The 18,276-nt window shown below is 71.2% G+C and carries 20 protein-coding genes; 12 read left to right on the top strand and 8 right to left on the bottom strand.

What is annotated here, in order from left to right; translation table 11 throughout:
* Nucleotides 1-24: 24 nt before the first annotated feature.
* On the bottom strand, nucleotides 25-423 hold the full coding sequence (locus NQ165_RS12510; RefSeq protein ID WP_257533777.1) for an NUDIX domain-containing protein: 399 nt from the start codon (nucleotides 421-423) through the stop codon (nucleotides 25-27).
* 37 nt (nucleotides 424-460) lie between these two features.
* Here NQ165_RS12510 and NQ165_RS12505 point away from each other — a divergent pair, with 37 nt between their 5' ends.
* The 3 genes from NQ165_RS12505 to NQ165_RS12495 all read left to right on the top strand — a co-directional run bounded on the left by NQ165_RS12505 (nucleotide 461) and on the right by NQ165_RS12495 (nucleotide 4,044).
* Nucleotides 461-2,005 carry an SDR family NAD(P)-dependent oxidoreductase gene (locus NQ165_RS12505; protein WP_257533694.1) on the top strand — a complete coding sequence of 515 codons (1,545 nt, stop codon included), beginning with the start codon at nucleotides 461-463 and terminating at the stop codon, nucleotides 2,003-2,005.
* On the top strand, nucleotides 1,999-2,220 hold the full coding sequence (locus NQ165_RS12500; RefSeq protein WP_257533693.1) for a hypothetical protein: 222 nt from the start codon (nucleotides 1,999-2,001) through the stop codon (nucleotides 2,218-2,220). The genes NQ165_RS12505 and NQ165_RS12500 overlap by 7 nt, the downstream gene beginning before the upstream one ends.
* 390 nt (nucleotides 2,221-2,610) lie before the next feature.
* A complete protein-coding gene (locus tag NQ165_RS12495) occupies nucleotides 2,611-4,044 on the top strand; it encodes an HNH endonuclease signature motif containing protein (RefSeq protein WP_257533692.1) in 1,434 nt (477 codons plus the stop codon).
* Here NQ165_RS12495 and NQ165_RS12490 read toward each other — a convergent pair.
* On the bottom strand, nucleotides 4,041-4,616 hold the full coding sequence (locus tag NQ165_RS12490; RefSeq protein WP_257533691.1) for a GNAT family N-acetyltransferase: 576 nt from the start codon (nucleotides 4,614-4,616) through the stop codon (nucleotides 4,041-4,043). The two genes, NQ165_RS12495 and NQ165_RS12490, sit on opposite strands and share 4 nt — an antisense overlap.
* A 65-nt stretch (nucleotides 4,617-4,681) precedes the next feature.
* Nucleotides 4,682-6,400 carry an FAD-dependent oxidoreductase gene (locus NQ165_RS12485; protein WP_257533690.1) on the bottom strand — a complete coding sequence of 573 codons (1,719 nt, stop codon included), beginning with the start codon at nucleotides 6,398-6,400 and terminating at the stop codon, nucleotides 4,682-4,684.
* Nucleotides 6,401-6,595: 195 nt separating this feature from the next.
* Between NQ165_RS12485 and NQ165_RS12480 the strand changes: the two genes are divergently transcribed.
* The 4 genes from NQ165_RS12480 (at nucleotide 6,596) to NQ165_RS12465 (ending at nucleotide 10,899) form a co-directional block, all read left to right on the top strand.
* Nucleotides 6,596-7,249: a hypothetical protein gene (locus NQ165_RS12480; protein ID WP_257533689.1), complete on the top strand. Its 654-nt coding sequence runs from the start codon at nucleotides 6,596-6,598 to the stop codon at nucleotides 7,247-7,249.
* Entirely contained in the window at nucleotides 7,246-9,093 is a 1,848-nt protein-coding gene (locus NQ165_RS12475; RefSeq protein ID WP_257533688.1) for a YhgE/Pip domain-containing protein, read from the top strand. Before NQ165_RS12480 ends, NQ165_RS12475 begins: the two co-directional genes overlap by 4 nt.
* A 62-nt stretch (nucleotides 9,094-9,155) precedes the next feature.
* Nucleotides 9,156-10,322, top strand: coding sequence for an acetyl-CoA C-acyltransferase (locus NQ165_RS12470; protein ID WP_257533687.1), 1,167 nt, complete (start codon nucleotides 9,156-9,158; stop codon nucleotides 10,320-10,322).
* Between the two features lie 37 nt (nucleotides 10,323-10,359).
* On the top strand, nucleotides 10,360-10,899 hold the full coding sequence (locus tag NQ165_RS12465) for a YaeQ family protein (protein WP_257533686.1): 540 nt from the start codon (nucleotides 10,360-10,362) through the stop codon (nucleotides 10,897-10,899).
* 6 nt (nucleotides 10,900-10,905) lie between these two features.
* Here the strand turns inward: NQ165_RS12465 and NQ165_RS12460 are convergent, their stop codons facing one another.
* The 3 genes from NQ165_RS12460 to NQ165_RS12450 all read right to left on the bottom strand — a co-directional run bounded on the left by NQ165_RS12460 (nucleotide 10,906) and on the right by NQ165_RS12450 (nucleotide 14,786).
* Nucleotides 10,906-11,907 (bottom strand): DUF2804 domain-containing protein, encoded by a 1,002-nt coding sequence (locus NQ165_RS12460; RefSeq protein ID WP_257533685.1) that lies wholly within the window; start codon nucleotides 11,905-11,907, stop codon nucleotides 10,906-10,908.
* Nucleotides 11,904-13,142 carry an MFS transporter gene (locus NQ165_RS12455; protein WP_257533684.1) on the bottom strand — a complete coding sequence of 413 codons (1,239 nt, stop codon included), beginning with the start codon at nucleotides 13,140-13,142 and terminating at the stop codon, nucleotides 11,904-11,906. The genes NQ165_RS12460 and NQ165_RS12455 overlap by 4 nt, the downstream gene beginning before the upstream one ends.
* Nucleotides 13,143-13,313: 171 nt before the next feature.
* The gene (locus tag NQ165_RS12450) at nucleotides 13,314-14,786 is read right to left on the bottom strand and encodes a sodium:alanine symporter family protein (protein WP_257533682.1); all 1,473 of its coding nucleotides are present in this window, start codon (nucleotides 14,784-14,786) and stop codon (nucleotides 13,314-13,316) included.
* 59 nt (nucleotides 14,787-14,845) lie between these two features.
* Here NQ165_RS12450 and NQ165_RS12445 point away from each other — a divergent pair, with 59 nt between their 5' ends.
* The 4 genes from NQ165_RS12445 (at nucleotide 14,846) to NQ165_RS12430 (ending at nucleotide 16,438) form a co-directional block, all read left to right on the top strand.
* Nucleotides 14,846-15,355, top strand: a complete 510-nt coding sequence (locus NQ165_RS12445; RefSeq protein ID WP_257533681.1) for a MarR family winged helix-turn-helix transcriptional regulator — start codon at nucleotides 14,846-14,848, stop codon at nucleotides 15,353-15,355.
* Nucleotides 15,356-15,441: 86 nt separating this feature from the next.
* Nucleotides 15,442-15,678, top strand: a complete 237-nt coding sequence (locus NQ165_RS12440; RefSeq protein ID WP_257533680.1) for a hypothetical protein — start codon at nucleotides 15,442-15,444, stop codon at nucleotides 15,676-15,678.
* 78 nt (nucleotides 15,679-15,756) lie between these two features.
* Complete coding sequence (locus NQ165_RS12435) at nucleotides 15,757-16,116, top strand: hypothetical protein (protein ID WP_257533679.1); 360 nt, start codon at nucleotides 15,757-15,759, stop codon at nucleotides 16,114-16,116.
* A 4-nt stretch (nucleotides 16,117-16,120) separates the two neighbouring features.
* Nucleotides 16,121-16,438, top strand: coding sequence for an ATP-dependent DNA ligase (locus NQ165_RS12430; RefSeq protein WP_257533678.1), 318 nt, complete (start codon nucleotides 16,121-16,123; stop codon nucleotides 16,436-16,438).
* A 17-nt stretch (nucleotides 16,439-16,455) separates the two neighbouring features.
* Here the strand turns inward: NQ165_RS12430 and NQ165_RS12425 are convergent, their stop codons facing one another.
* Nucleotides 16,456-16,788, bottom strand: coding sequence for a hypothetical protein (locus NQ165_RS12425; RefSeq protein ID WP_257533677.1), 333 nt, complete (start codon nucleotides 16,786-16,788; stop codon nucleotides 16,456-16,458).
* A 120-nt stretch (nucleotides 16,789-16,908) separates the two neighbouring features.
* Here NQ165_RS12425 and NQ165_RS12420 point away from each other — a divergent pair, with 120 nt between their 5' ends.
* A complete protein-coding gene (locus NQ165_RS12420; protein ID WP_257533676.1) occupies nucleotides 16,909-17,055 on the top strand; it encodes a hypothetical protein in 147 nt (48 codons plus the stop codon).
* Here NQ165_RS12420 and coaBC read toward each other — a convergent pair.
* Nucleotides 17,043-18,269, bottom strand: a complete 1,227-nt coding sequence (gene coaBC / locus NQ165_RS12415) for a bifunctional phosphopantothenoylcysteine decarboxylase/phosphopantothenate--cysteine ligase CoaBC (protein ID WP_257533675.1) — start codon at nucleotides 18,267-18,269, stop codon at nucleotides 17,043-17,045. The genes NQ165_RS12420 and coaBC overlap by 13 nt on opposite strands.
* Nucleotides 18,270-18,276 lie beyond the last annotated feature (7 nt).

The raw sequence follows: 18,276 nt of genomic DNA, 5'->3' as shown, positions 1-18,276 counted from the left end.
GCCGCAGCGACGAGGCGATCGGCTTCACTCGGGCAGGAAGTTCTCCCGCGCCAGCGGGGCGATGTCGAGCTCGTCGGCATCCGCTCGCGTCACCCACCGCAGTTCGGCGATCTCGGCTGCGGCGCGCGGCTGCTGACCGCCGATGTCGGCGGCGAACACGTCGGCTACGACGAGGAAGCCCGGCTCGTTGGCCGCAGCGGCGGTGAAGACGCCGAGCGGGCGCAGGGCGTCGGGCGCGATGCGGATTCCGATCTCCTCGGCGAGCTCGCGACTGAGCGTCTCGCTCGCCGTCTCGCCGGGCTCGGGCTTGCCGCCCGGCTGCATGAACGCGGTCGTGCCGGTCTTCCGCACCACCAGCAGCCGCCCCTCGGCATCGACGATGACCGCCGCCGAGACGCGGATGCTGCGCGGCGGGGCATCCATCGCTGTCGTCACGCTGGCACGGTAACAGGTTTCGCCCATGCGGCCCGTCGTAGAATTCCTTGTGCCCGCTGCGATATCACCCACGTCCGACGTGACCTCGAGCGGGATCGATCCCGCCGACCTCGAGACCACCCTCCGGGTGCTGGCCGAGATGGACCGGGTGGATCAGAGTCACCCCGACTACATCGCCGTGCGCCAGGCGACGGCGGCCATGTTCAAGGCCGTCAAGAAGGTGCGCCGTCGTGAGATCCGCGACGCCGTGGCTCAGGCCGACCGCGCCGTGGTCGCCGCGACCGCCACCGGAGCCCCCGATCGCATCGATGACGAGACCCGAGGCATCCCGATCTCGACGACCACGACCGCCCCGACGGCCGGGACGCTGATCAAGCCCCGCGGCTGCTACATCTGCAAGCAGCCGTACACGATCGTCGACGCGTTCTACCACCAGCTGTGCCCTGCCTGCGCGGCGATGAGTCACGCCAAGCGCGACGCCCGCACCGACCTGACCGGCCGGCGGGCGCTGCTGACCGGCGGCCGCGCCAAGATCGGCATGTACATCGCGCTGCGACTGCTGCGCGACGGCGCGCACACCACGATCACCACACGCTTCCCGCGCGACGCGGTGCGCCGGTTCAGCAGCCTGCCCGACTCGGCCGAATGGCTGCACCGCCTGAAGATCGTCGGCATCGACCTGCGCGACCCCGCGCAGGTGATCGGCCTGGCCGACGACGTCGCGGCCGCCGGCCCCCTCGACATCCTCATCAACAACGCCACGCAGACCGTGCGGCGCTCGCCCGGCGCGTACCAGCCGCTGGTGGATGCCGAGCTGGCGCCCCTCCCCGACGGGCCGCTGCCGGAACTGATCACCTTCGGTCACACCAACGACCGGCATCCGCAGGCGCTGGAGCGCTCGGTGAGCGCGCACCCCATCCTCGCGGCCGCCGCCTCGCGCGCCGACGAGCTGACCGCGCAGGCGGCCGTCGTGTCGCGGGCCGAGGAGCTGACCGAGCAGGCCATGGCTGCGGGCTCGAGCTCGCTCGAGCGGCTCGCCGCCGGCACGGCGATCGACGCCGGCGGGCTCATCCCCGACCTCGACGGCATCAATTCGTGGACCCAGCGCGTCGAGCAGGTCGATCCGCTCGAGATGCTCGAGGTGCAGCTGGCCAACACCACGGCGCCGTTCCTGCTGGTGTCGAAGCTGCGGCCGTCCCTGGCGGCCAGTGCCGCGCGCCGCACCTACATCGTCAACGTCAGTGCCATGGAGGGTGTGTTCGGCCGGGGCTACAAGGGTCCGGGGCATCCCCACACCAACATGGCCAAGGCCGCGGTGAACATGCTCACGCGCACGAGCGCGCGGGAGATGTTCGAGAGCGACGGCATCCTCATGACCAGCGTCGACACCGGTTGGATCACCGACGAGCGGCCGCACCCCACCAAGGTGCGCCTCGCCGAAGAAGGCTTCCACGCGCCGCTCGACCTCGTCGACGGCGCGGCCCGCGTCTACGACCCGATCGTGCGCGGCGAGGCCGGCGAGGACCTGTTCGGGGTGTTCCTGAAGGATTACGCTCCCGGCTCATGGTGACCCTGCCCGAGCCCGGTCGGCGCGTCGCGGTGCGCTACCTGCTGCCGACCGGTCAGGCGACCGATGCGCTGGGCGAGCTGCTGAGCGCGGATGCCACGACGGTGGTCGTCGACGGCAAGCGCGGCGTGGAGCGCATTCCCCGCGGGGCGATCATCGCGGCGAAAGAGGTTCCGCCGCCGCCCCCGCCGCGGGTGCGGCGGAGGCTGGGGGACTGACGGGCTGAGGGCCGGCGGGGGCGTGCGCGGTGCGGGGGCGTCCGCGGGCTGGGGGACTGAAGGGGTGGGGCCGGCGTGGCCGCACGCAGGGCCGGCAGCCCGATCCGGCGGCTCGCCCGCTTGCGGTGCTGGCGTCGTCCGCCTGCCTGCTGCCGTCGTCCGCCTGCCTGCTGCGCGTCGTCCGCCTGCCTGCTGCGCGTCGCCCGCCTGCCTGCTGCGCGTCGCCCGGCCGCCTGCTGCGCGTCGCCCGGCCGCCTGCTGCGCGTCGCCCGCCCACCTGCTGCGGCCGCGCCTTCTGCACAGGTCGGGTACGGTCTGAGTTGTCCACAATAGTCATCTGACCGGGGAATTCCCTGCCTCAATGTCGGAGGGTGCGAGGAGAATCTCCTTATGCACACCTCCTCCGCCGCTCTTCCCGAGCCGACCCATGCGCGGTCGATGAGCGACGTGGTGGAAGGGCTCGAGGAGAACCGGCGGGCGATGGCGGCGCTCCATGCTCGCGAGCTGCAGCTGCTGGGGCGCGCCGGCGAGATCGCCGCGGCACAGACCGCACGCATCCCGGTGTCCGCGCAGCGGGAGCGCGAGCTGCCCCTACGGTCGATCGCCGCCGAAGTGGGGGCCGCGCTGCGGCGGTCCGATCGAGGGATGCAGGAGCGCATCCACCGCACGGCCGCGCTGCTGGTCGCGTTCCCGCTGGTCGTCGCTGCGCTGCGCGAGGGGCGCATCGACGCAGCGCACGTGCGCGTCATCGATGAGGCGGGGTCCCGCATCGTCGATCCCGAGGCTCGCACTCTGTTCGAGCAGGCGGCGCTGGTGGTGGCCGAGCGCGAGACGCCCGGCCGGGCGCGGCCGATCATCGCGATGCTGGCACAGCGCATCGACCCTGCGCCGCCGACCGAGCGGCACGTCGATGCCGCGCAGGGGCGGCGGGTGTGGGTGCGCGATCTCGACGACGGCATGGCCGAACTGGTGGCGCTGCTCCCCGCGGCGCTGGCGCACGGCATCCGCGACCGCATCGACCGGTACGCCCGGGCTCTCCGCGATGCGGCAGGCGGCGCGGCAGGCGGCGACGAGGGGCGTGGCAGCGATGCGGCTCACGATGCGACCGGGTGCGGCGGTCGTGGCGAGGCGGGCGCGGGAGAATTCGGCGGACGTGGCGAGGGTCGCGAACCCGGCGACGGCGGCGAGGCTGACCTCGGCGGCGCTGTCGACGCGCGCACGATCGATCAGCGTCGCGCCGATGTGCTGGCGGACCTGCTGCTCACCGGACACGCGACGGCCACGGCGTCCGATGCGACGAGGTGCGAGACCGAGGCGATCGTCGCGCACGTCCAGGTGACGGTTCCCGCGGCGACGCTGAATGGGGGCGACGGTGTCGCCCTCATCCCCGGCCACGGCTCGGTGGATCCGGCGACGGCCCGGCACCTCGCCGGCGGTGCGCCCTCGTGGGACCGGCTCTTCGTGGATGCCGGCACCGGCGCCGTGACCGCGAGCGATTGCTACCGACCGACGCAGGCGCAGCGGCGATATCTGCGGGCGCGCGACGAGCACTGTCGGTTCCCGGGGTGCCGCTCCGGTGTCTGGCGCTGCGACATCGACCACACGGTCGACTTCGCGCGCGGCGGCGCCACGGAGGTCTGCAATCTCGCGCACCTGTGCCGGCGACATCACAGTCTCAAGCACCACTCCGCGTGGACGGTGGTGCAGCGCGCAGGGGGAGCGCTGGAGTGGACCAGCCCGACGGGCAGGGTCTACCCCGACGTGCCGGCACGGGTGCTGGCATTCAGCGCGGCGGGTAGCGCGGGGGTGCCGCCGCCGTTCTAGCCCAGGCCCGTGAGGGCGTCCTCTGCGGTGGAGAAGAGGGTCACGGGGGGCGACGACGGCTGCGCAACGACCTGAGGGTCGGTGGCCAGGCGGGCGTGCGTCTCGACGTCGAAGCGTTCGTCGCCGTAGCGGAGCTTCTCGCGCTCGATCCCCTCGGCGCGGAAGCCGGCCGCGGTCGCGACCCGGCACGAAGCGGGGTTGTTCACGCGGTGCCCCAGTTCCAAGCGGTGCACTCCCTGCCCGAACGCCCAGTCGCACACCGCGAGAAGAGCGCTGGTCGCGTACCCCTTGCCCCGAGCGGGGGCGGCGAGCCAGTACGAGATCCATGCCGTCCCGTGCCGGAACTCGATGCCGGACGCGCCGACGTTGCCGACGGCGACGCCGTCGTCGACCAGCGCCCAGTTCTTCGTCCGCTCGTCGAAGCGCAGGTTCGCCTCGATGAAGGATGCCGCCGCTGCGGGATCCGATAGATCGCCGCCGTTGAACTGGATGGAGAGGTCCGGGTCGCGGTGCGCAGCACGGGCGAGCGCCGCGGCGTCTTCGCCGGTCCACGGACGCAGGAGCAGAGCCATGGCCTCCATCGTGCCGCACGGGACGACCCGGTGGCGACCTGCCCGCCGACGTGTCAGCTGTGCTGTCAGGCAGGCTGCAGAGCGGCGGCGACGGCGGCACCGGCCTTCCAGGTGAGGTATCCGCCGTCGAGGTTGCGGGCGGGACGTCCCAGCTGCGCGAGGATGCGCGCGGCGGTATGGCCGCGCTGACCCACCTGGCAGTGCACGATCAGTTCGCCGTCGGGCAGCGACGCGATGCTCTCGCGCAGCGCGTCGACGGGAATGTTGATGCTCCCCGGGATCCCGCCCGCGGAGAACTCCTGCGGTGAGCGCACGTCGATCAGGGTTGCTCCCGCGGCGAGCGCCGCCGGCAGCTCATGCCACTGCACCGAGTCGGTCACACCGGTCGCGAGGTTCTCCGCGACGTACCCCACCATGTTCAGCGGGTCCTTCGCCGACGCATACTGCGGCGCGTAGGCGAGCTCGAGGTGTGCCAGCTCGGCAGCGGGCAGTCCCGCGTGCATCGCGGTCGCGATGACGTCGATGCGCTTGTCCACGCCGTTCCCGCCGACGATCTGCGCGCCCAGGATCAGACCGGACAGGGGATCGACCATCACCTTCATCGCCATACGCTGCGCCCCGGGGTAGTACCCGGCGTGGTCGGTGGGGTGGGTGTGGATCGCCCGGTGCTCACGGCCCGCGGCGATCAGGCGCTGCTCGCTCCAGCCCACCATCGCCACCGTCACGTCGAACAGGCCGATGATGGCCGTCCCGAGCGCGGGGCCGGCAAGCCGGGGAGCGGCATCCAGTCGGCCGTTGTCCCACGCGATGACGTCCGCCGCCGCACGCCCGTGGCGGTTCGCCAGCCCGGCCATCGTGACCAGGGTGGCTTCGCCCGAGACGGCATCCGTCTTCTCGGCGGCATCGCCGACGGCGAAGATCCGCGGGTCGTCGGTGCGCTGATGCCCGTCCACGACGACCCCTCCCGTGGCACCGATGCGCAGGCCGGCCGCCCGGGCCAGGCCTGCCGCGGGGGCGACGCCACGCGCATCCACCACGAGGTCGGCCGTGACGACGGTGCCGTCGGACAGATGCACGCCGGCCGCGTCGATCGCGTCGACGGTGGTGCTCGTGCGCACATCCACACCGTGAGCCACCAGCGTGTCCATCACCGCGGCCGCCATCTCGGGGTCGAGCGGCGACATCGGGCGCGTGCCCTGCTGCACGAGCGTGACCGCCAGGCCTCTGTGCACCAGGTTCTCGGTCGCCTCCAAGCCGATGAAGCCCGCGCCCATGACGACGGCGCGACCCTGCTCTTCGCCGCGAGCCGCGAGCACGGCCGTGATCCGATCGACGTCATCGATCGTCCGCAGCGTCACCACGGGCGCGGCGTCCGGCGCGGCGTCCACGTGCATGCGCGGCGCGGCACCGGTCGCCAGGATCAGGTGGTCGTACGCCGCGACGACCGTCTCCCCGCTGGCGATCTCACGTGCCGTGACGGTGCGTGCGTCACGGTCGATGGCGACGACCTCGTGGCCCACCCGCACGTCCAGGTCGAAGCGCGCGCGCAGTGACTGCGGAGTCTGCAGAAGCAGCGAATCACGGTCGGCGATCACCCCGCCCACGTAGTACGGCAGCCCGCAGTTGGCGAAGCTCACGTACCGACCCTGCTCGAGCACGGTGATCTGAGCCGTCTCATCCAAGCGGCGCAGGCGGGTGGCGGCGGACATGCCGGCGGCCACGCCGCCGACGATCACGACCCGCGGTCCCGTGGCGGATGCAGTGCGGCTGGGGGATGACGTCATCGCGTACTCACTTTCCTTCGGGGCAAGATACCCCCAGGGGTATCCTGCCGCCGGTCGTCCCGGATGGCAAATCGGGCGTGCACGCCCGACGCCGAGCGGGGCTATGGACGGCGGGGGTGCCGCCGGGGAGACTCGGTTTCCACGCCGGCGCGCAGGAGCGCAGCGGTCGGGAGCCCAGCACCGGGAGGTTACGCCATGAAGATCGAGCTTCGCGGAGTGAGCAAGGGGCGCAACGGCGAAGCCCTGCCGCAGACCGACCTCTCGTTCGAGACGGGCCAGGCGGTCTTCGCCCGCGCCGAGACCGAGCAGCGCCCGACCGTGCTCGGTCTGCTGGCCTCCGGCCGGATGAAGCCGGACGAGGGCACCATCGAGATCGACGGCATGGCCGACGCCGCGGGCATGCGCCGGCGGATCGCCCTGGTGGATGCGCCCGACATCTCCGAACCCGCGCCGCGTGTCACGGTCGGCGCCGTGACGGCGGAGGAGCTCATGTTCGCAGGCGTGTCGTCCGGCCGCCGCACGGTGCATCGCTGGCTCAGTCACCATCATCTCGACCACCTCATGCGCCGCCCCATCGCCACGGTCGCCCCCCGCGCGCGGATGCACCTGCTCACCGAACTGGCGGTGCTGCGCGCCGACGTCGAGGCGCTCGTCGTCGTCGCCCCCGACCGTCACGGCGGCGACCCGCGCATCTGGTGGGACCAGGCACTCGCGCTCGCCGACCGGGGCTTCGGAATGCTCATGATCGCCGGGTACTCCTCGGCCAAGGTCATCGGGGCCATCACCGACGACACCGACCGCGAGGCCGGCGATCCCGGCGAGCCCGCCGTCGAGGATGCCCGCTCATGAGGGCCGCGCCGATCCCGGTGCCGCACCTCAAGGTGCCGCAGATGATCCTCGCCGAGCTGCGCCGGCTCGTGTCGACGAAGATGTCGGCGCTCGCGCTGTTCGCCCTCATCATCGTCCCCATCCTGTACGGGGGTCTGTACCTCTGGGCCAACCAGGACCCCTACGCGAAGTTCCCCGACGTCCCCGTCGCCCTCGTCGTGGAGGACGAGGGGGTCGCCGCCGAGGGGGACACCCCGGCCCGCAATATCGGCGACGAGGTCGCGAACGAACTCCTCAAGGGGCGCGACTTCGACTGGAGCCGCGTCTCCGCGGCCGAGGCCAGGGAAGGCCTGGAGCGCGACCGGTTCGACTTCGCCATCACGCTGCCGACGGATTTCACCGCCTCCCTCGAATCGGTCTCGGGAGATGATCCTCAACGCGCGAAGATCCTGCTGGAGACCTACGACGCCAACAGCTACCTCGCCAGCAACATCGCCTCGCAGGCGGTGGACCGCATCCGCGCGGCCGTAACCCAGCAGGTCAGTCGTGAGGCGGCCGCCACGCTGCTCGATTCGATCTCGACCATCCGCGGCAAGATCGTCGAGGCCGGCCAAGGTGCCGATCAGCTGGCCTCCGGCGCCGCGGAGCTGGCCGATGGCACGGTGCGCATCGCGGAGGGAGCAGTGAGCGCCGTCGACGGCACCGCGCAGCTGCAGGCCGGCGCCGCCCAACTGGCCGACGGTGCGGCCCAGGTGGCGGGCGGCGATGAACAGATCGCCGCGGCCGCCGACCGCGTCGGATCGGTGGTCGCGCAGCTGACCGCCGATCTGCCGCAGGCCCGCGCCGACATCACCGCCGAACTGGTCGCGCTCGGCCTCGACCCCCCCACCGTCGATGCCATCCTGTCGCGGCTCGACACCGTCGCCGACGGCATCCGCGTCGGCGACCAGCGCGTGCAGGAGGTCGTCGGCGAGATCGACGAGCTCTCCCGCGGCAGCGCGGAGGTGGCCAACGGTGCGGTGTCGCTGCGCGACGGGCTGGGCACGCTCGCCTCCGGCCTGCAGGAGCTGTCATCGGGGACGGCCACGCTGCGGGACGGCGCAGGCACGCTCTCCTCGGGCACGGTGGAGCTGCGCGACGCCCTCGTCAGCGGCGCGGGCGAGATCCCCGACAGCAGCGCCGACGTCCGCGCCGCGCAGGCGCGCATCATCGCCGACCCCATCACGATCGACACGACGGCGGCTGCAGAGGCCGCGAACTACGGTGCCGGGCTCGCGCCGTTCTTCGGCGCGCTCGCCGGCTGGATCGGCATCTACGCGCTGTTCCTCATCGTCCGGCCCATCTCCCGCCGCGCCGTCACGGCGCTGCACTCGCCCATCCGGATCACGCTCGCCGGCTGGCTGACGCCCGGACTCTTCGGGATGCTGCAGATGGCGCTGCTCTTCCTCGTGCTGGTCTACGCGCTCGGGTTCCCGATGGTCTATCCGCTCGGCACGCTCGGCATCATGCTGCTGGCGACCCTGACGTACACCGCGATCATCCTCGCGCTCAACGTGTGGTGGGGGGAGGTGGGCCAATTCCTGGGACTCGTGCTGATGGTGCTGCAGCTCGTCAGCGCCGGCGGCACCTTCCCCTGGCAGACGCTCCCCGGCCCTCTCGCCGCGCTGCACCAGGTGCTGCCGATGAGCTTCGTCGTCGACGGCATGCGGCAGTTCATGTACGGCGGCGACCTCAGTCGCACCATTCTGGATGCCGCGGTACTCCTGGCCTGGCTCGTCGCCGGGTTCGTGATCGCCGCCATCGGCGTGACCCGGCAGACGCACTTCCGGGCGCTGCGCGATCTGGAGCCCAGCATCCTGGGCTGAGCTAGCGTGGCACCGTGGGTGCCGGCGCTGCCGGCCGCAGCCGGTGCGAGGGAGGACCGCGGATGTCGAGTGCCGTGATCGTGGATGTGGTGCGCACGCCGTCGGGGCGCGGCAAGCCGGGAGGGGCGCTCAGCGGCGTCCACCCCGTGGATCTCACCGCCGGGGTGCTGACAGCCCTGCTCGAGCGCAACGGCCTGGAATCCCGCCAGATCGACGACGTGCTGCTGGGCTGCGTCAGCCAGGTGGGGGAGCAGTCGGGCAACATCGCACGCCAGGCGGTGCTCGCCGCCGGCTTCGACGAGACCGTGCCGGCCGCCACCATCGACCGCCAGTGCGGCTCCAGCCAGCAGGCGGCCCATTTCGCGGCACAGGGTGTCATCGCCGGCGCGTACGACATCGTCATCGCGGGCGGGGTGGAGTCGATGAGCCGCGTGCCGTTGGGGACCGCGGCTTCGGGCGCTTCGGCGTTCTCGCCCCGTCTGCGTGAGCGCTACCCCGACGGGCTCGTGAACCAGGGGGTCTCGGCGGAGCTCATCGCCGCGCGATGGAACCTCGGCCGCGACGATCTCGATCGCTTCGCCGTGGCATCCCACGAGCGCGCCGCCCGCGCCGCGGCGGAGGGGCGCTTCGCGTCGCAGCTCGTCGCGGTGGGAGACGTCGCGACCGACGAGACGGTGCGTCCGGGCACCACGGCCGACGCGCTGGCCGGTCTGGCTCCGGCGTTCCGCACCGACGCCGCCGCCGCGCGTTTCCCCGAGCTGGACTGGCGCATCACCCCCGGCAACTCGTCCCCCCTCACCGACGGCGCGTCGGCAGCCCTCATCATGAGCGAGCAGACGGCCGCCGCGCTCGGGCTCACCCCCCGCGCACGCTTCCATTCCTTTGCCGTCGTCGGCGACGATCCGCTGATGATGCTCACCGGTCCCATCCCGGCGACGGCGCGCATTCTGGAACGCAGCGGCCTCGGCATGGACGACCTCGACGTGTACGAGGTCAACGAGGCCTTCGCCTCGGTGCCGCTGGCGTGGGCGGCCGAGACCGGGGCCGACCCCGCCAAGCTCAACCCGTGGGGCGGCGCCATTGCCCTCGGCCATGCGCTGGGCTCATCCGGCACGCGACTGCTCGGCACGATGCTCGCCCACCTTGAGGCGACCGGCGGCCGATACGGGCTGCAGACGATGTGCGAGGGCGGCGGCATGGCCAACGCCACGATCATCGAGCGCCTCTGACCGCAGCGGCGCCGCGCGCCGCGTAGGCTCGATCGTTATGGCCGCAGGCGCAGTGATCCACACCTTCACGGTGCAGTTGGCCGACGTCGACCGCGGGGTCTACGACGAGCTGGCCCTGCGCGTCGCGCGGCATCCGTCCGAGACCGACGCGTTCATGGTCACGCGCCTGCTGGCGTACTGCCTCGAGTACGAGGAGGGCATCGCGTTCAGCGAGGGCATCGCGGCCACCGACGAGCCCGCCGTGCTCGTGCGCGACCTCACCGGCCGCGTCACCGCGTGGATCGAGGTGGGCGCCCCGGATGCCGCGCGCCTGCACTACGGCAGCAAGCTCGCCGATCGCACCGCGGTGTACACCCACCGCGACCCCGAGAAGCTGCTCGCGCTGTGGACCGGCAAGCCCATCCACCGGCCGGAGTCGATCGGTCTGCACAGCTTCGACCCCGGGTTCGTCGACGCCGCCGCCGCTGTGATCGCGCGGCGCAACACCGCCACGCTGTCGGTCACCGAAGGTCAGGTGTACCTCGATCTGAACGGGGTGTCCCTCACCTCGCAGATCCACCGTCGCACGCTGGCGTAGCGCCGCTCACCAGCGGTTGTGGACGTCCTCCGCCCAGCCCTCGAGCCCGTCGACCGTGATCCACTCGCCCTCGTCGGTCTGCACCCGCCCCGTGAACGTGCCGAAGCACTGGTGGGTCGTCGAGCGGATGACGAGCAGGTTCGTGCGCGCATACCGGTCGTAGAAGGGCGTGAACTCCAGCTCGATGCGCGCCGTGCGCATGCGCCACGGGGCCATCCAGTCGCTCGGATCGAACTCCCACTCCAGCGCGGTCGGGATCTTGTGCACCCGGCCGTCGACGGTGAGCACGGTGTGCGAGAGTCCGTGACGCAGACCCCGCGGGCCCCCGCCGCCGAGGTTGATGCCGATGCGCCGACCGCCGACGGCGCCGACGGCCGCGCCCCAGTTCCAGTCGGTGCGATACGGCGGGCGGGAGCGGGCGTGGTCGAGCACGGCGAATCCCTCGACGCCGTGCGTGACGCCGTCCACGGTGAGGAGGCCCTGCACCGGCCGGTCGACGTCCTTCACCGTGTAGTCCACGAGCCGGTCGCTGTGCGGCGAGGCGATGCCCATCGCCTCGTGGCCGGGCAGGGCGCGCGCCAGCAGGTCCACCCGCACGCGGTCGCTCTGCGCCCGCAATCGCGTGCCGCCCTTGGTCTCCTCGAAGCGCAGGGTGAGCCGCCGCCCGCGTGAGGTGTTCGGGCCGCCGCCGTGGGTGCCCGCCATGCGCACGCCGCGACCGAGCGGAGAGATCTCGAAGCGGTTGACCGCGGTGCCGGTCTCCCTGTCGAGGACCCAGAGCTGCCGCACGTTGGCGAAATCGAGCGCCGCGATGGTCATGGCCACCACGTGCGTCGGCGTCATCACGCCCCAGTACTCCCAGCGCTTGTTGCGACCCCAGCCGTACCAGCCCCGCCCGATGCGGTCGGTGTCGTGCAGCTGCCGGCGGGTCCAGCCGATGGATGCCGGATCCAGCCGTCCGCGCCGGTCCACCAGCGCGACGGGTGAGGTGATCTCCCGGCCCGTCATCGGACGCTCCGGATCGGCAGCACCGACAGTGCGCCGGCCACGGCGCAGACGATGCCTGCGGTGAAGACGGCGGTGTAGCTGCCGGTCAGGGAGATGAGCGCCCACACCACCACCGGCGTCAGCGCCTGCGGCAGGGTCGTCGCGATGTTCAGGATGCCGAGGTCCTTGGCCGCCGCCTGGGCGGTGGGGAGCACCTCGGTCATGAGAGCGGCGTCCACGCTCAGGTAGATGCCGTAGCCCAGCCCGAAGACGGCGGCCAGGGCGAACATGCCCGCGACCGTGGGCGACAGCAGCGGGATGACGAGGGCCGACCCCATGATGAGCGACGCGATGATCACGAAGACCTTGCGGCGTGCCAGGCGGTCGCTGAGCTTGCCGACAGCGAACGCCGTCGCCAACGCCCCCACCAGCATCACCGCGGTGAGGGGCGTGCTCAGAGCGGTGGACGCCTCGTCCGAGACGCCGATGTAGTCGCGCAGGATGTAGAGCAGATACGACTGCACGCTCTGGTAGGCCAGGATCAGCAGGAAGCGCCCGGCGAAGGCCCACCAGAAGTCGGGATAGGAGCGCGGGTCGACCCAGAAGCTCGAGAAGAACGCCTTCCACCGGAAGGGCGCCACCTCCATGTCCCGCGAGGAGAAATCGCGGTTGAAGACCGTGAACAGCAGCGCGGCGATGAGGATCATGCCGCCGAAGGTGGCGTAGCCGACGCCGAGGCTGTTGATGAAGATCCCCGCCCCGGCGACGCCCAGACCCATGCCGAGGAACGTCCCCATCGCGAGCACTCCGGATGCCGCGCCGAAGCGCTCCCGGGCGATACGGTCCGGCACGATCGCGGCCTGGGCTGTGGCCAGGGCGTTCAGCGCCAGCATGACGAGCACCCAATACACCCCCAGGGTCCACAGGTCGGCGGCGCCGGAGAGCAGCACCATCATGATCGCCGCGGTGGCCGCGCTGATGACCATCCACGGCGCCCGTCGCCCGAACCGGCTGCGTGTACGGTCCGAGAATGCGCCGATGAGCGGGTGGATGATGATCGCGCCGATCGATGACGCCGTCATCACCAGAGCGAGGTTGCCGACCTTGTTCGCAGGATCGATCTGCTGCACCTGGTCTGGGATGAAGATCACCATGAACCCCGCATAGCAGGTCAGCAGCGCCGCGTTCATCACGAACATCCACGTGAGGAGGCGGCGGTCCGTCGTGCGCGGCAGGGCGGGGGAGAGCGTGCTCACAGTGCTCCTTCTGCGCGGCGACTCTGCCGCGCTGCGAACTCACGCGCCGGTCGGGTCGCCGGCGCGTGAGCATCACTGTAGTGGCCCCGCCCGCGCCGGTGTGAGCAGCCCGTCGATGATCGTGTCGACGGCATTCGCCCGACGTCGCGCGCCTCTGCGGGCGGGCCCGACTCAGCGGCGCGCGTGCTTCCTGCCGGTGACCACCGGGAGCACGCCCGTGACGGTGCGCTCGTCCTCCCAGCAGGAGATGCCCGTCACGTCGGGGAGACGGTCGCGCGTGAAGACCGGATTCCGGCCTTCGCGGCGCTGCCTGGTGTAGTCCTTCAGCAGCCGGAAGACGAGCCCGGAGAGCAGGGCGATCGCCACCAGGTTCACCAGGGCCATGAGGCCCATGATCCCGTCGGCCGTGTTCCAGATGAGGTCGGCCGACGCGATGGAGCCGAGGAAGACCACCAGCACGACCAGCACGCGGTAGGTCAGCAGGAAGCGCCGCTGCGGCGAGATGAACTCGATGTTCGACTCGCCGTAGTAGTAGTTGCCGAGGATCGAGCTGAACGCCAGCAGGAAGATGATGATGCTGAGCAGGACGTTCGACCAGGGGCCGAGCGTTCCCACGACGGCGCTCTGCGTCAGCCCGATGCCGCGGCCGGCGCCGGCGAGGTCGGGCGTCGAGACGAGGATGATGAACGCCGTGATCGAGCACACCAGCAGCGTGTCGAAGTACACGCCGAGGGTCTGCACCAGGCCCTGCTTGACGGGGTGGGTCACCGCCGCCGTCGCGCTGGCGTTCGGCACCGAGCCGAGCCCGGCCTCGTTGGAGAACATCCCGCGCTTGACGCCGTTCATGATGATGACGCCGAGCGTGGCCGCCGCCACTTCGTTGAACCCGAACGCCTGGGTGTAGATCGACAGGAACGCCTCGGGGAGTCGCTCGATGTTCAGGGCGACGATCACCAGGCCCAGCAGCAGGTAGGCGAGGGCCATCGCCGGCACGACGGCCTCGGTGACGTGCGCGATGCGGCGCAGCCCGCCGAACACGACGAGGCCGGTGAGGGCGGCCAGCGCCGCGCCGACCACCCACGGCACCCACGAGACATCGCCGCCGAAGCTCGACGACACGGTGGCGCTGATCGTGTTCGCCTGCAGCGAGCTGAAGGCGAAGGGGAAGCAGACGATGAGGATGACGGCGAAGACGATCCCCATCCACCGCGCCTTGAGGCCGTACTGCATGTAGTAGGCGGGGCCGCCGCGGAAACCGTCGGCATCGCGCACTTTGAACAGCTGGCCGAGGGTGGACTCCACGAAGCTCGACGCGCCCCCGATGAACGCCATCGTCCACATCCAGAACACCGCGCCGGGACCGCCGATGGCGATGGCGGTGCCGACCCCGGCGATGTTGCCGACCCCCACGCGGGATGCCGCGGAGAGCGTGAACGCCTGGAACGCCGACACCGACTGCGGGGTGCCGTCCTCGGAGCGTGGCGTCCGGTCCCCGAGGGTGCGGAACATCTCCGGGATGAGCCGCAGCTGCACGACGCCCGAGCGCACGGTGAAGTAGATGCCGAGCACCGCCAGGATGGGGAGCACTGCCCACGTCCACAGTGAATCGCCTGCGACGAGGACGGCATTGTTCACGGCATCCATGCCGACAGTATCGTTCGGGTGGCCCGGGGTTGCGAGCGGGTGTGCCATATGATGCCGTCGTGGCCAATCCCGACGCTCCGACGGCTCACTACTGGTACGGCGATGGTGAAGACGACCGTCGCCGCCGTGCGGTGGACGTGCTCCAGGCCTTCCGGCTCTACCGCGCGGCCGAACTGGCCATGCGCCGCCGTACCCGCGAGGCCATGGCGATGGGGGAGAACGAGCTGCTGGTGCTGCGCTACCTGCTCAAGGCGCAGGGCGAGGGCCGCATGGTCTCGCCGTCCGAGCTCGCTCGCTACCTCGCGGTGTCCACCGCGTCGACGACCGCCATCATCGATCGCCTCGAGAAGTCCGGCCACATCGTGCGCCGCCCTCACCCGACCGATCGGCGCAGCATCCACGTCATCGCCACGGACAAGTCCGATCAGGAGGTGCGGGACACCCTCGGTGCGATGCACGCGCGCATGATGGCGGCGGTCCAGGACATGACCCCCGAGGACAGCCGCGTCGTCATCGATTGCCTCAACCGCCTGCAGGACGCCGTCGACCAGGTCGACGCCCACGAATAGGTCCATTCGGACTAGTTACTCGCCCGCCGAGTTACCCGCAGGATTGACAGTCGCCCGACGCGGGATCTGCGTGGAAACATGGGGGTGTGAACGACCTGGAATCCGCCCCCGCAGACGGCGCCTTCCCCCATGTCGAGGGCTTGGCGGTCGTCACTTTCGCTGCCGCAGCCGCCCGGCTCGCCGGCGAATTCCCCGGCATCCCGGCCGCGCGCATCGAGGCGCTGCTGGTGCGCGAGTGGGAGGCGTTCTGCGCCGGCCGGCCCCTCGTCATCCCCGCCGCTGTGGAAGACGGCGCCCGCGAGATGCTCGGCGACGCCGGGTGATCATCGCTCTCGCTTTTTGCTAGATAAACTAGTAATCTCGCCGATAAGCCACTCTGGCCGCACGGGGGAGAGATTCGCATGGGTGATCTTTATTACGGAATGAACGCGTCACCCATCCAGGTGCCCGATCGGCTGCTCGCCCACCTGAAGGTGGTCATCGCGACGAAGCTCCGCCGCGGCGAGAGCTTCACCCTCACGTGGCAGCACGCGGCGGACGAGCCCGCGGGCCGCAGCACGATCTGGATGCAGCCGGCGATCCCGATGCGCTTCGTCTTCGGCTCGCCCGAGCCCGAGACGCTCAACGCGGATGTCGTCCGCGACCTCGCCGCCGCGGCGAACTCCGCCAGCGGACTGACGGTGTCGCTGACGGACCGGATCCCCGACGCAGGCCCCGAGGACGGCCTGGTCGGGCGGTCACAGTCCGGAGCGCTACGCTGACCCCATGGGCCGATTCATCTACGACACCGTGGGCAACGCGGTGGAGATCGAGGACCGCACCCTCGCTCACCTGCGCATCGTCTTCATGAACAAGCTGCGCCGCGGCGAGCCGTTCATGTTCGATGTGGATGCCGGTCCCGGGGGAGATCGCCGCAGCTTCTGGATCCACCCCTCGGTGCCGCTGCAGTTCCTCTTCCACGGCAGCCGCGCGCCGCGCATCAACCGGGTCTGGGTCGAAGCGCTGATGCAGTCGGCCAGCGGCCCCAACGGACTCGCGGTGGTGCCGGAGCCCAAGGAGGACTCCCTCGTCGAAGAGGGCTGAAGCCCTCCGGCGGCGGCCTAGGCCGACGACTCGGCGTCGCGCTGCTGCGGGTCGAGGTGCTCCGCGACGAGCATGATGCCGCCGGACGAGTTCGCAGACCCGGCCAGCTCCTCGATCCACTCGCGGCTGAGCACCGCCGGCTCGGGGTCGTCGAAGACGAACCGCAGGGGGATGGAGGGATGCACCCAGATGGTGCTGCGTCCTTCAGGATCGCCTTCGGGATGCCGCCACGACACCGTGAAGCTCTCCCCACGCCGCAGCTTGGTCGCGATGACGACCTTCAGGTGTGCCAGCGCCCTGTCGTCGATGGTGATCGGCGTGCTCTCGCCGCCGTAGTACATGATGCCCACGGCCGTCACGTTACCGGCGCCCGGGGTTGCTCGCACCTGTCCGACGCTTTGTCAACACCTCGCCGCGGTCCCCTGCGGGGTGTGAGTGTGGGGGAGCAGGAGATGCGAGGAGGTGCCATTGTGCGTTACCCATCCGACGAGCCGAACCAGGCCGAGACGGACGCCGCTGAGGCGATCTTCGCCAGGCTCCCCGAGTTCGATGTGGTCGAGGGTGAACTCATGCCCCGCAGCGCACGCCCGGGCGGCGGTCGCGCTCAGCGGCGCTGAGCCCGCAACGCCACCACCGCATCCCAGAGGGCGTCCGCCGTGCGCCGCTTGCTCCCGGACGCCTCGGCGGCCACGTCGCCGGACGCGCCGATGATCGTCACCGCGTTCTCGTCGGATTCGAAGCCTCGGCGCCAGCCCACCTCGTTGAGCACCAGCAGATCGACCTGCTTGCGCTCGCGCTTGCGGCGCGCACGCTCCAGGCGCTCGGCGGGATCGCCGTGGGTCTCCGCAGCGAACGCGACGATCGTCTGACCCGGCCGGCGCGCCGCCGCCAGCTCGGCGACCACGTCGGGGTTCTCCACCAGGCGCACCGACAGTGTGCCGCCGCCCGCCTCCTTGGTGATCTTCCCCTCGGACACCTCCGCCGGGCGGTAGTCGGCGACCGCGGCGGCCATCACGACCACGTCGGCGCCGACGGCCGCCGCAGTCATCGCATCCCGCAGCTGCAGCGCCGTCTCCACCTGCTCGAGACGGATGCCGTCGTGCGCGCGGACTCCCGCCCTCACGTCGCCGTCGAGGTGCGCGGCGACGAGGGTGACCTCGGCGCCGCGCGCGGCGGCCGCGTATGCCAGCTGCACGCCCTGACGACCACTGGATCGGTTGCCGAGGTAGCGCACCGGGTCGAGCGGCTCCCGCGTGCCTCCCGCGCTGACGACCACGCGGAGTCCGTCGAGGTCGCCCGCGCCGCCGCCCTCGACGACACTGAGAGCGGCGGCGACGATCTCCTCCGGCTCGCTCATGCGGCCGGGCCCGGTGTCGCTGCCCGTGAGGCGGCCCGATGCCGGACCCACCACGTGCACGCCCCGCTCGCGCAGGAGGGCGATGTTGCTGACGGTGGCGGGGTGCTGCCACATCTCGGTGTGCATGGCCGGGGCGACGACGACCGGCGCCCGCGTGGCCAGCAGCGTCGTTCCGAGCAGGTCGTCTGCCAGGCCTACGGCCATCTTGGCGAGCGTATGAGCGGTCGCCGGTGCGATGATGACGAGGTCGGCGCGCTGGCCGAGGGCGACGTGACGCACCTGCGCGACGTCGTCGTGCACCGACGTCGTGACCGGATTGCGGCTGATGGCCTCCCACGTGGGAAGGCCGACGAACCGCAGCGCCGTCTCGGTCGGAATCACGTGCACGTCGTGACCGTTGAGGATGAGGAGGCGCACGAGATGCACCGTCTTGTAGGCGGCGATGCCGCCGGTCACGCCGACCACGATGAACACGGCTCGA

This window comes from Microbacterium sp. zg.Y1084 (genome assembly GCF_024623595.1).
Taxonomy (GTDB): Bacteria; Actinomycetota; Actinomycetes; order Actinomycetales; family Microbacteriaceae; genus Microbacterium; species Microbacterium wangruii.
This window is presented reverse-complemented; position numbering and strand designations above follow the sequence as displayed.

Coding starts and splice junctions, on each gene's coding strand:
- NQ165_RS12510 (WP_257533777.1), bottom strand. CDS start 423: ATGGATGCCCCGCCGCGCAGCATCCGCGTCTCGGCGGCGGTCATCGTC.
- NQ165_RS12505 (WP_257533694.1), top strand. CDS start 461: ATGCGGCCCGTCGTAGAATTCCTTGTGCCCGCTGCGATATCACCCACG.
- NQ165_RS12500 (WP_257533693.1), top strand. CDS start 1,999: ATGGTGACCCTGCCCGAGCCCGGTCGGCGCGTCGCGGTGCGCTACCTG.
- NQ165_RS12495 (WP_257533692.1), top strand. CDS start 2,611: ATGCACACCTCCTCCGCCGCTCTTCCCGAGCCGACCCATGCGCGGTCG.
- NQ165_RS12490 (WP_257533691.1), bottom strand. CDS start 4,616: ATGGCTCTGCTCCTGCGTCCGTGGACCGGCGAAGACGCCGCGGCGCTC.
- NQ165_RS12485 (WP_257533690.1), bottom strand. CDS start 6,400: ATGACGTCATCCCCCAGCCGCACTGCATCCGCCACGGGACCGCGGGTC.
- NQ165_RS12480 (WP_257533689.1), top strand. CDS start 6,596: ATGAAGATCGAGCTTCGCGGAGTGAGCAAGGGGCGCAACGGCGAAGCC.
- NQ165_RS12475 (WP_257533688.1), top strand. CDS start 7,246: ATGAGGGCCGCGCCGATCCCGGTGCCGCACCTCAAGGTGCCGCAGATG.
- NQ165_RS12470 (WP_257533687.1), top strand. CDS start 9,156: ATGTCGAGTGCCGTGATCGTGGATGTGGTGCGCACGCCGTCGGGGCGC.
- NQ165_RS12465 (WP_257533686.1), top strand. CDS start 10,360: ATGGCCGCAGGCGCAGTGATCCACACCTTCACGGTGCAGTTGGCCGAC.
- NQ165_RS12460 (WP_257533685.1), bottom strand. CDS start 11,907: ATGACGGGCCGGGAGATCACCTCACCCGTCGCGCTGGTGGACCGGCGC.
- NQ165_RS12450 (WP_257533682.1), bottom strand. CDS start 14,786: ATGGATGCCGTGAACAATGCCGTCCTCGTCGCAGGCGATTCACTGTGG.
- NQ165_RS12435 (WP_257533679.1), top strand. CDS start 15,757: ATGGGTGATCTTTATTACGGAATGAACGCGTCACCCATCCAGGTGCCC.
- NQ165_RS12430 (WP_257533678.1), top strand. CDS start 16,121: ATGGGCCGATTCATCTACGACACCGTGGGCAACGCGGTGGAGATCGAG.